This is a genomic window from Ruegeria sp. YTSC192, from assembly GCF_059609705.1.
In genome coordinates, this window is the sequence record NZ_JBXWMG010000005.1 from 291,944 (window position 1) to 302,233 (window position 10,290).

Genomic DNA, 10,290 nt, shown 5'->3' on the forward strand with positions numbered 1-10,290 from the left:
GCGTCTCCCTTGTCGCTATTCTTTGGGTTTTTCATGCGATATCACCCTTGGTCCGGCCTTACAATTCCGGTTGCAGTTCCGACACCGGAAAGGCAGGGTCCGCCCAGCGATTCCGAGGGTGCCATGATCGAAAAACTCAACCTTGAGAAACTGGACAATCAGGACATAGACGAGCTTGCCAGATTGCTGCGGGCCGTCGGTAATGTGGGGTTTCTGACCGTCGGCAGCACCGGCTTAAGCGCCGAGAGGGTTCGGGACGTGATCGAGGCGTACCGCGCCTTCTTCCATTTGCCAGAGCAGGAAAAGAAATCGGTCGATATGGCGTCGACCGGATCGAACCGGGGTTGGGGGGCGCCAAAATCCGAGCAGGTCGACCCGGACGCAAACCCCGATTTCAAGGAAGTGTTCGATTGCGGTTATGAATTGCCGCTGGAGAACCCATATCGCGCCGAGAATCTCAGCGTCTATGCCCCCAATCTTTGGCCGGCTAAACCGGATGGGTTCCGAGAGGCCGTTCAATCCTATTACACCGACGCCTGTGACGTCGCGATGCGCGTTTTGCGGGCGATTGCGGTGGCTCTGGGGCGCGGCTCGGACAGTTTCGACGACGCTTTTGACACGCCGATGGCCTTGCTGCGTGGGAACTACTACCCGCAGCGCCCGGATTGGGCCGGAGAAAAGGATTTCGGCATCGGCGCGCATACCGATTATGGCTGCGTAACCCTTCTGGCGACCGATGGCACCTCGGGGCTTGAGGTGCGGATGCCCGATGGCAGCTGGGAAAAGGTCGAGGCCGAGCCGGGCGTGTTCATCATCAACTTTGGCGAGATGCTGGAGTTCTGGACCGCCGGTCGCGTCAAAGCGACCGAGCATAGGGTGGTCGGTGGAACAAAGGAACGGATTTCGGTCCCGTTGTTCTTTAATCCGTCCTACCACACGAATGTCGCGCCGCCGAATTCAGAACAGGTGATCACCGCCGGAGATCATCTGACACGGCGTTACAACGAGACCTACATTCACTTGAACGCAAGCTAGGATTGCTGGGCGAGGGTTTCGTCGAACTTGATCGATTCGCCGCAACCGCAGGCGTCGACCACATTGGGGTTCTTGAACTTGAACCCGGATTCCAGCAACGAGACTTCGTAATCGATTTCGGTGCCGAACAGGAACATCTGCGCCATAGGGGCAATCATCACGCGTGCGCCGTCCTGTTCCACGACCTCGTCATGGGGATCAGCCTCATCAACGTAGTCCATGGTGTATTCCATGCCCGCGCAACCGCCCTTTTTTACGCCGATGCGCAGACCGGCATGACCGCCGGACTTCATCAGGCGGGTGATCTGCTCTGCCGCTTTGGGCGTCATGGTCACGGCCTGTTTGCCGGGAATGCCGAACATCTGAGTCTCCGTCGTCGCGCGATAGATGTAATTTAGGGGCGTCTTTCGGCAGGCTCAAGTCAGCGGCCCGTAGAAAGTGACATTCGACGCATAAATAGCGCAGCAGCATGCGTGTTGCTTTCGGATTGCGGATAGGCGTAGCCTGTTTCCAGATCACACCGGCCGCGCGTTAGCGGTCAGGCCTATTTTTGCAGGGGAAATATTTAAAATGAATAAGTTAAAGCGCGAAGTGAATGTAACTTCTTCGGTTTTGTTGGCAGCCACAGTCTTTGCGGCGCTGTCGGTTCCGTCATACGCTGACCAAGATCAGAAACGACACCCTATCAATTGTGCAACAGCCGAGGGCGACCTGCGGGCGATTGCGGCGGAAAAGAAACATGCTGAGGACAAACAGGTGGAAAGCATTGCGGCGATTACGCCTGCGGGTGCTTTGCTGGGGTTGGTGACCGGGACCGAGGGCAAGCGATTGCAGATGCTGTCTGGCGATTACATCAAGCAGCTCGACGCGCGATCCGATGAAATCAAGACCAAGTGCGGTGTAAGCTAAGGTCCAAAAATAAAGAGACCGCCCTCGGGCAAGGGCGGTCCAATTTCCGGGCCGGTTCCACGGGGGGGCGGTGTCTTCCAGTCAGGCCCATTTGCAAGAGCGTTTGGAAATGCAAACACTTGCGCCGCATGTGTCCCGCAGTACTGTGACAGTAGCTCGACACTTTTGTAACAGACGGGTTAACCTTTTGTGACAAAGGCTTAGCTAGGCGTTGATGCTACATGAAGCCCAGCTCAAGCCGCGCTTCGTCCGACATCATCTCCATGCCCCAGGGCGGTTCCCAGGTCAGTTCTACGTCGACTTCTTTCACGCCAGCAACGGGTTCGATGGCTTCCATGATCCAGCCCGGCATTTCTCCGGCGACGGGGCAGCCCGGTGCGGTCAGGGTCATGATCACCTTGACGGCGTTGTCGTCTTTGATGTCGATCGTATAGATCAGGCCCAGATCGTAGATATTGACCGGGATCTCTGGGTCAAAGACCGACCGGCATGCTTCGACCACCTGATCATACAGGGGGTGTTCAATGCTCGATGGCGCAATCAACGGTGTGCCTTCTAACTGTTCGCTCGGGTGAGTCATCTTTGCCTCGGGTCAGTTGCCTGAGTGATTATATAGGGAACAGGTCTGGCAGCGTCCAGTCATGCAATCATTCCTGGGCGCTGCTTGTGCTTAGTCGTTGATATCACGTTCAAACGTCTTTACCTGCCCATGCGGATGCGCAAATGTCTTGCGCAGGGCCAGCCATGCGACCAGCGACAGAACCGCAAAGATCAGCATCAGAACCGGCAGAGAGGGCGCAAGACCCGGGATCAGAAGCAGCAGACCCGTGCCTGCTGCGCCAATGGCGAATCCGAGAAAGATGAACCCGGGCAGGACGATCTCGAGAATGCCAAGCGCCAGAGCGCCCGCCATCCAGATCCACCACGTCATCCAAAACGGGTCAGCCATCATTTACCCCCTTTGAGCATCTTGAACGCATCGCCAAACGCTTCGAGCGCGTTGGCCGGAACAACAATCGTCTGCTTGCCCGTCCCATTACCCAGAGCGTTCAGCGATTCCACCTGTTTCAGAGCGACCTGATACTGCGCGGCCTCGATGCCGTTGTCCTGAATGGCCTTGGCAACAACGCCGGTTGCGTAGGCTTCGGCTTCGGCTTCAATGCGGCGGGCCTTCGCGGTTTGCTCGGCCGCATAGAGTTCGGCGTCCGCCTGCAGCTCAACCGCGCGTTTCTGACCTTCGGCCTCAGTGACCTGAGCGCGACGCGCGCGTTCAGCGTTCAACTGCTGCAGCATTGCGTCGCGGGTGGCCTGATCGAGGTTCACATCCAGAATCTCGGCCCGGGTCACTTCGATACCCCAGTCGTCGACGGCGGTTTCGACGCTGGCCTGAATTTGCGAAATCAACTGCGCGCGGTTCGATTGGACCTCATCCAGGTCCATCTTGCCGATTTCAGCCCGCACGATACCCGCGACCGTGGTCGCAATCGCGCCGTCTACGTCACGGATACGGTAGACGGTCTTTTCCGGTTCAAGAATGCGGTAGAAGACCGAGGTGTCGATCTGCACCAGCACGTTGTCCTTTGTGATCGCGTCCTGCGTTGCGTTGGGCAGCTGACGCTCAAGAATGGATATCTTGTGACGTGCAACATCCAGAAACGGAACGATAAAGTTGATCCCAGGTCCAAGGACCGAATGCAGCCGTCCGAACCGCTCCACCACATATTTCTCAGATTGGGGAACGATTTTGATACCTTTGAAAATGACGACCACCACCAGAATGGCGGCCAACAGGTAAATGATATTCGATGAAAGCAATCCGATGATCTGCTCTTCTGTCATAACTGTCCTCTTTATTGTGTACTATAGTATACATTTGGGGATTGAGTCGCCCGATTTCAACTCTGGTATGGCGGGAACCGGAGTGGTTGCAAATCCGGAATGCTAGAAACTGACTGCCGAAACAAGCGACAGTGACCGCTTTGCATCTGTGAATGCTTGCGCTATCGGGTGAGGATGAAACTGATAATCGACACAGACCCCGGCATCGACGATGCAATGGCGATTGCCTACGCAGCGGCAGCGCCCGAGATTGACCTGATCGGGTTAACCACCGTTTTTGGAAACACCCATGTCCATCAATCCAGCCGCAACGCGCGCTATCTGGTTGATAAGCTTGGACTAGCTGTCCCCGTGGCGCAGGGTGCCCCCTTTGCCCATGGCGAGGACGGCCATAACCCATCCAAGCATGTGCATGGACCGGAAGGGTTCGGTGATCTGACCGAAATCCCCGAGATTGGGCAGAACCACGATCTGAGCGCCGGCTCGTTTCTGGTCGAAATGGCACGCCAACATCCGGGTGAGCTTGTCGTGTGTGCGGTCGGCCCGTTGACCAATATCGCGGATGCCATGGCATTGGATCCCGAATTCGCCTCGAATCTCAAACGTCTGGTGATCATGGGCGGCGCAGTCTATTGCCCCGGCAACATCACGGAACATGCCGAAGCGAATATCTACCACGATGCCAAAGCCGCTGACGCGGTGTTTTCAGCACCGCCCGAGACTGTTTTGGTCGGTTTGGACGTGACACTGAAAACGCTCTACAAGAGCGCGGATTTTGAGGATTTGGCCCTGAGGTCGCCGGACATGGGGGCATTTCTGCGCGATATCTCTCGGTTCTATCTGAAGTTCTACAAAGAGATAGGCGGGTTGGAGGGCTGTGGTCTGCACGACTCGACGGCCGTCATCGCCTGTACCCATGATCATATGTTCGACACCGTTCAGACGGGGTTGAAGGTGACAACCGAGGGCGAGGCAATCGGGGCCACAGTGCCGGATCAGGGGCGGCCCCCGGTTTGGGTCTGCCGGGATGTCGACGGGGCAGGGGTTGTTGATCTGTTCACGGCCCGCGTGGCCTCTCTGCCCTGACGGGTTGCAAAGACCCGGCGGATCGGGCAAATCCTGCCCGGTTCCGCGATCCGAGATGATGACATGACCCAGCAGTTTTCCTTTGACCTCAAAGCAACCGACGGTAAGGCCCGTACCGGTGTGATCAACACGCCGCGTGGCGAGGTTCGCACGCCCGCTTTCATGCCGGTTGGCACCGCAGCGACGGTCAAGGCCATGATGCCCGAAAGCGTGCGCGCCACCGGGGCCGATATCCTGTTGGGCAATACGTATCATCTGATGCTGCGCCCCACGGCCGAACGGATTGACCGTTTGGGCGGGCTGCACAAGTTCATGAATTGGGAACGTCCCATCCTGACCGACTCAGGCGGGTTTCAGGTCATGTCTCTGGCAGGGTTGCGCAAGCTGACCGAAAAGGGCGTGACCTTCAAATCGCATATCGACGGTTCCAAGCATGAGTTGACGCCGGAACGGTCAATGGAAATTCAGCGCCTGTTGGGCTCGGACATCGTGATGTGTTTCGACGAATGCCCCTCATTGCCTGCGGACCGGAAACGTATTGCCGAGTCGATGCAGCTGTCGATGCGATGGGCGCAGCGGTCGCGCGAGGCGTTTGGGGATCGCCCGGGCCACGCGCTGTTCGGGATTATGCAAGGCGGGCTGGAACAGGACCTGCGCGAAGAAAGCGCCGAGGCGTTGAAAGCGATTGGCTTTGAGGGCTACGCTATCGGTGGTTTGGCCGTCGGTGAGGGGCAGGAGGCGATGTTTGACTGCCTCGATTTTGCCCCCGATTTCCTGCCCACCGATAAGCCGCGCTACCTGATGGGCGTGGGGAAACCGGATGATATAGTAGGCGCCGTGGCGCGCGGTGTAGACATGATGGATTGCGTTTTGCCGTCCCGGTCCGGACGCACCGGTCAAGTTTTTACACGCCACGGCGTGGTGAACATCAAGAACGCGCGCCATGCCGATGATCCACGTCCGTTGGATGAAGAGTGCACATGCCCTGCCTGTTCGAACTACTCGCGCGCCTACCTGCACCATGTCTTCCGTTCGAACGAGATGATCTCGGGCATGCTGTTGACCTGGCACAACCTGCATTTCTTCCAAGAAATCATGCAGGGCATGCGCGACGCGATCTCCGCTGGAACATTTGAGGCTTGGCAGGCCAATTTCCATGCGCAGCGGGCGCAGGGTGATATTGAGCCGATTTAGCAGGCACCTGCACAATTTCGGTGGATATCTTCCCGGCGCGCCTTGCGGTCTGCAGAACCTTTGGTCATGCTGCGCATTGAGACACGGTGGTGAGGTTGAAATAGGGCTGTAACAGCCCCACCTTAAACCATCCAAGACAGGAGACGGCCAGCGGTTGCCTCAAGCAGGGACCAGAGCCGTCTTGCCAATGATAAGGATAGAGCATGCAAGAGCCTCTGAATTCCTCATACCCCGTCCTGCCACTGCGCGATATTGTGGTGTTCCCACACATGATCGTGCCGCTTTTCGTGGGCCGAGAAAAATCGGTCCGCGCGCTGGAAGAGGTGATGCAGGATGATAAGCAAATTCTGTTGTCCAGCCAGATCGACCCGAGTGTCGATGATCCGGAAGTGGATGGTATCTATCAGGCCGGCGTTCTGGCCAATGTCCTGCAACTGCTGAAATTGCCCGATGGCACCGTCAAGGTGCTGGTCGAAGGTCAGGCGCGTGTGCAGATCACGGAATTCCTTGAAAACGATCTGTTTTTCGAGGCCCGTGCCGAGTATCTGACCGAAATCCCAGGCGATGTCACCACGACCGAAGCGCTGCTGCGCACCGTCGCGGATGAGTTCGAGCGCTATGCCAAGGTTCGCAAGAACATCCCCGAAGAAGCGCTGGCTGCCGTGGGTGAAACCACCGAGCCTGCCAAATTGGCCGACCTCGTGTCGGGGCATCTGGGCATTGAAGTCGAGCAAAAGCAGGAACTGCTTGAGACGCTCTCGGTTAGCGAGCGGCTCGAGAAGGTCTATGGCCTGATGCAGGGCGAAATGTCGGTTCTGCAGGTCGAGAAAAAGATCAAGACCCGCGTCAAATCCCAGATGGAGAAGACCCAGCGCGAGTACTATCTGAATGAGCAGATGAAGGCCATTCAGAAGGAGCTCGGCGATGGTGAGGACGGCTCGAACGAAGTTGCTGAGCTGGAAGAAAAGATCAACGAGATCAAGCTGTCGAAAGAGGCGCGCGAGAAGGCCGAAGGCGAGCTGAAGAAGCTGCGCAACATGAGCCCGATGTCGGCTGAGGCCACCGTCGTGCGCAACTATCTGGACTGGATCCTGTCACTGCCGTGGGGCACCAAATCCCGCGTCAAAAAGGATCTGGGCCGCGCGCAGGACATTCTGGATGCCGATCACTACGGCCTTGAGAAGGTCAAAGAGCGGATCGTTGAGTATCTGGCGGTTCAGCAGCGCTCGAAAAAGCTGAAAGGCCCGATCCTGTGCCTTGTAGGCCCTCCGGGCGTGGGTAAGACCTCGCTGGGTAAGTCGGTTGCCAAAGCCACGGGGCGCGAGTTCATTCGCATCTCGCTGGGTGGTGTACGCGACGAATCCGAAATCCGGGGTCACCGTCGGACTTACATTGGCTCGATGCCCGGTAAGATCATTCAGGCGCTGAAAAAGGCGAAAACCACGAACCCTCTGATCTTGTTGGATGAAATCGACAAGATGGGGCAGGATTTCCGGGGTGACCCGGCCTCGGCAATGCTTGAGGTGCTAGACCCGGAACAGAACAGCACGTTCATGGACCACTACCTTGAGGTCGAATATGACCTGTCCAACGTGATGTTCCTGACCACGTCGAACAGCTACAACATGCCTGGCCCTCTGCTGGACCGGATGGAGATCATCCCGCTGGCCGGTTACACCGAAGAGGAAAAATCCGAGATCGCCAAGCAGCATCTGATCAGCAAGCAGGTCAAAAACCATGGCCTAAAAGCCAAGGAATTTGAACTGACCGATGAGGCGCTGCAGTCGATCATCCGCACCTATACCCGTGAGGCGGGCGTGCGGAACCTCGAACGTGAAATCGCCAAAGTGGCGCGGAAGTCGCTGACCAAGATCATCAAGAAAGAGGCTGACTCGGTCACCGTGACGCCTGAAAATCTGGATGATTTCCTCGGCGTGCCCAAGTTCCGCTATGGTCTGGCGGAACAGGACGATCAGGTTGGTGTTGTCACCGGTTTGGCCTGGACCTCGGTCGGCGGGGACCTTCTGCATATCGAGGCGCTGAAGCTGCCCGGCAAGGGGCGGATGAAGACCACCGGTAAGCTGGGCGATGTGATGAAGGAATCCATCGACGCGGCCTCGTCCTATGTGCGGTCGATTTCGCCTCAGATCGGGGTGAAGCCGCCTCAGTTCGACAAGATCGACATCCACGTCCACGTGCCGGATGGGGCAACGCCCAAAGATGGCCCAAGTGCGGGTCTGGCCATGGTGACCTCGATCGTTTCGGTTCTGACCGGTATTCCGGTGCGTAAAGATATCGCAATGACGGGCGAGGTTTCGTTGCGTGGCAACGCGATGCCGATCGGTGGGTTGAAGGAAAAACTGCTGGCAGCGCTGCGTGGCGGTATCAAGACGGTTCTGATCCCGGAAGAAAACGAAAAGGATCTGGCCGAGATACCGGACAATGTGAAAGAGGGGCTGGAAATCATCCCGGTCGAGCATGTCTCGGAAGTGCTGAAACAGGCGCTGGTACGCGAACCCGAGTCCATCGAGTGGGACGAGGCCGCGGAAGAGGCCGCAGCAGCGGCGGCGAAAACAGCGGAAAGTTCCAGCGCGTCAGCGACAGCGCACTAAAGTGTTTCGGGTTTTACCTGAATCGCCAAGTGACACGAATGTCCCGAGAACGCTGAAAGCGTGGCAGGGTATTCGTGTCGCAGGTTTAAACTGAAGCGATCTAAGACGGTTCTGGAAGAAGGCGGGGCTTGGCTCCGCCTTTTTTTCAACGAGAAGGTTTCCGACTTGAGGAAGTCTATTTTCCGAGCGCGCAGCTGTTTGGTGTCAACGACACCCGTCCCACAGCTTGGTGTCGCTGGTCAGTCCTATCGTCTTACAAGGATTTGAACGCGCACAGGCAGGGCGCGAAATTGCTTCATAGGTTTTCGGAACCAAGGGGCAATGCGCGAGTGGTGCGAAAAATTTAACAAAAACAATAAGTTAAATGGTGGGTGATAAGAGATTTGAACTCCTGACATCTTCGATGTGAACGAAGCGCTCTACCACTGAGCTAATCACCCATTGCGCGGCGTCTTACCGCAGCTCATTCTCGGCTGCAAGGCCCATAGGGACAGGACCCCGGCCTGTGTGTAGCCGGGGTCGGAAGTTCATTAAAGGCCGGGCAGCTTGTCCAGAACGCCACGGCGTCCGAAGGTTGTGCCGCGCTCGTTGCCCAGATTGATACGGACACCAGCGCCAAGGAAGGGTTCGGTGCTGCTGGCGCTGCCGATGGACAGATGCGCTGCGCCGAATTCGCCATAAACCTGTGCATTGGTGCCTACATTATAGGTCGCGCCAATCGAAAATGCGCTGACGTCCAAAGCACCTTCGATGTCGTTTACGTAGTCGTATTTACCGATCACAGTCCATTTCTCGGTGACGGCCCCTCCGGCCGAAAAGCCCAGGATCACGCCATCTGCGTCAGAGAATTCCTTCAGATCTTGAAAGCCCAGATACCCTTCGATTTGTGCTGGGCCTGCGCCGAAACCGGCCTCAACGCCGTAGAATTGGAACGTCTCGTCTTCGATATGATCCTGCCCGTAGAAGGCGCCGAACGAGGCAGTTTGCGTGTGCAGGTTGGCGTGCAAGGTGACGCTTGTGCCGTTGAAATCCTCGTCCTCGAACCGGTAGCCGCCGGCATCCAGTTGCAGGCTGAACGCACGGGAAAACGCCAGCTCGCCTGCGCCGTTGAGGTTGTAGACATCGCCAAGATCGCTGTCTGTGAAGGTGGAATAACCCAGGTCTACATATCCGCCGGTGACTTCGACGGCATATGCCGCGCCAGTCAGTAAAAGGCTGGTCAATGCACTGGTGGCAAAGGTTTTTTTCATGATGCTGCTCCGGTTTTTGTTTTTTTGGCGCGGATCAGAATGAGACCACGACGCATGAACGCATGGTTAATATTTCTCGCTGCGGATGAGTAGAGGGCCGCTGTGATTTCAATATGTTGTTGCGGGTTGGGCACAAATGTATGGAAACGCGGGCCTCGGCTTGAAAGATGACCGAGGGGGGACTGCAAACAAAAATCAGGCTTCTGACAAAAAACTTCAAAACGCCGCTTGACGATACCCGACCGTAGCCATAATACACCCCAACGTTCAGCAACGAACGGGCAGCGGGCGGTTGTAGCTCAGTTGGTTAGAGTACCGGCCTGTCACGCCGGGGGTCGCGGGTTCGAGCCCCGTCAACCGCGCCA

At 57.0% G+C, this 10,290-nt stretch carries 10 protein-coding genes and 2 tRNA genes; 6 read left to right on the forward strand and 6 right to left on the reverse strand.

Annotated elements, in window-relative coordinates; all coding sequences use genetic code 11:
- The first annotated feature begins 123 nt into the window (after positions 1-123).
- Positions 124-1,035: an isopenicillin N synthase family dioxygenase gene (locus AC2FD8_RS10075; protein ID WP_496855771.1), complete on the forward strand. Its 912-nt coding sequence runs from the start codon at positions 124-126 to the stop codon at positions 1,033-1,035.
- Here AC2FD8_RS10075 and AC2FD8_RS10080 read toward each other — a convergent pair.
- Positions 1,032-1,397, reverse strand: coding sequence for a HesB/IscA family protein (locus AC2FD8_RS10080; RefSeq protein WP_170467154.1), 366 nt, complete (start codon positions 1,395-1,397; stop codon positions 1,032-1,034). The two genes, AC2FD8_RS10075 and AC2FD8_RS10080, sit on opposite strands and share 4 nt — an antisense overlap.
- Before the next feature lie 208 nt (positions 1,398-1,605).
- On the opposite strand from AC2FD8_RS10080, the gene AC2FD8_RS10085 reads away from it, so the two are divergent.
- The gene (locus tag AC2FD8_RS10085) at positions 1,606-1,944 is read left to right on the forward strand and encodes a hypothetical protein (protein WP_496855772.1); all 339 of its coding nucleotides are present in this window, start codon (positions 1,606-1,608) and stop codon (positions 1,942-1,944) included.
- Between the two features lie 217 nt (positions 1,945-2,161).
- On the opposite strand, the gene AC2FD8_RS10090 is transcribed toward AC2FD8_RS10085, so the two are convergent.
- From AC2FD8_RS10090 to AC2FD8_RS10100, 3 genes are all read right to left on the reverse strand, one after another.
- Positions 2,162-2,524, reverse strand: a complete 363-nt coding sequence (locus AC2FD8_RS10090; protein ID WP_496855773.1) for an SUF system Fe-S cluster assembly protein — start codon at positions 2,522-2,524, stop codon at positions 2,162-2,164.
- Positions 2,525-2,614: 90 nt separating this feature from the next.
- A complete protein-coding gene (locus tag AC2FD8_RS10095; protein ID WP_170638804.1) occupies positions 2,615-2,893 on the reverse strand; it encodes an NfeD family protein in 279 nt (92 codons plus the stop codon).
- Complete coding sequence (locus tag AC2FD8_RS10100; RefSeq protein WP_496855774.1) at positions 2,893-3,783, reverse strand: SPFH domain-containing protein; 891 nt, start codon at positions 3,781-3,783, stop codon at positions 2,893-2,895. The genes AC2FD8_RS10095 and AC2FD8_RS10100 overlap by 1 nt, the downstream gene beginning before the upstream one ends.
- A gap of 174 nt (positions 3,784-3,957) precedes the next feature.
- Between AC2FD8_RS10100 and AC2FD8_RS10105 the strand changes: the two genes are divergently transcribed.
- From AC2FD8_RS10105 to lon, 3 genes are all read left to right on the forward strand, one after another.
- A complete protein-coding gene (locus tag AC2FD8_RS10105; RefSeq protein ID WP_496855775.1) occupies positions 3,958-4,869 on the forward strand; it encodes a nucleoside hydrolase in 912 nt (303 codons plus the stop codon).
- 63 nt (positions 4,870-4,932) lie between these two features.
- A complete protein-coding gene (gene tgt / locus AC2FD8_RS10110; protein WP_496855776.1) occupies positions 4,933-6,063 on the forward strand; it encodes a tRNA guanosine(34) transglycosylase Tgt in 1,131 nt (376 codons plus the stop codon).
- A gap of 203 nt (positions 6,064-6,266) precedes the next feature.
- Positions 6,267-8,675: an endopeptidase La gene (gene lon, locus AC2FD8_RS10115; protein ID WP_496855777.1), complete on the forward strand. Its 2,409-nt coding sequence runs from the start codon at positions 6,267-6,269 to the stop codon at positions 8,673-8,675.
- Positions 8,676-9,040: 365 nt separating this feature from the next.
- On the opposite strand, the gene AC2FD8_RS10120 is transcribed toward lon, so the two are convergent.
- A tRNA-Val gene (locus tag AC2FD8_RS10120) sits at positions 9,041-9,115 on the reverse strand.
- Positions 9,116-9,205: 90 nt separating this feature from the next.
- A complete protein-coding gene (locus tag AC2FD8_RS10125; protein ID WP_496855778.1) occupies positions 9,206-9,925 on the reverse strand; it encodes a porin in 720 nt (239 codons plus the stop codon).
- A 288-nt stretch (positions 9,926-10,213) separates the two neighbouring features.
- Between AC2FD8_RS10125 and AC2FD8_RS10130 the strand changes: the two genes are divergently transcribed.
- A tRNA-Asp gene (locus AC2FD8_RS10130) sits at positions 10,214-10,290 on the forward strand.

Coding starts and splice junctions, on each gene's coding strand:
- AC2FD8_RS10075 (WP_496855771.1), top strand. CDS start 124: ATGATCGAAAAACTCAACCTTGAGAAACTGGACAATCAGGACATAGAC.
- AC2FD8_RS10080 (WP_170467154.1), bottom strand. CDS start 1,397: ATGTTCGGCATTCCCGGCAAACAGGCCGTGACCATGACGCCCAAAGCG.
- AC2FD8_RS10085 (WP_496855772.1), top strand. CDS start 1,606: ATGAATAAGTTAAAGCGCGAAGTGAATGTAACTTCTTCGGTTTTGTTG.
- AC2FD8_RS10090 (WP_496855773.1), bottom strand. CDS start 2,524: ATGACTCACCCGAGCGAACAGTTAGAAGGCACACCGTTGATTGCGCCA.
- AC2FD8_RS10095 (WP_170638804.1), bottom strand. CDS start 2,893: ATGGCTGACCCGTTTTGGATGACGTGGTGGATCTGGATGGCGGGCGCT.
- AC2FD8_RS10100 (WP_496855774.1), bottom strand. CDS start 3,783: ATGACAGAAGAGCAGATCATCGGATTGCTTTCATCGAATATCATTTAC.
- AC2FD8_RS10105 (WP_496855775.1), top strand. CDS start 3,958: ATGAAACTGATAATCGACACAGACCCCGGCATCGACGATGCAATGGCG.
- tgt (WP_496855776.1), top strand. CDS start 4,933: ATGACCCAGCAGTTTTCCTTTGACCTCAAAGCAACCGACGGTAAGGCC.
- lon (WP_496855777.1), top strand. CDS start 6,267: ATGCAAGAGCCTCTGAATTCCTCATACCCCGTCCTGCCACTGCGCGAT.
- AC2FD8_RS10125 (WP_496855778.1), bottom strand. CDS start 9,925: ATGAAAAAAACCTTTGCCACCAGTGCATTGACCAGCCTTTTACTGACT.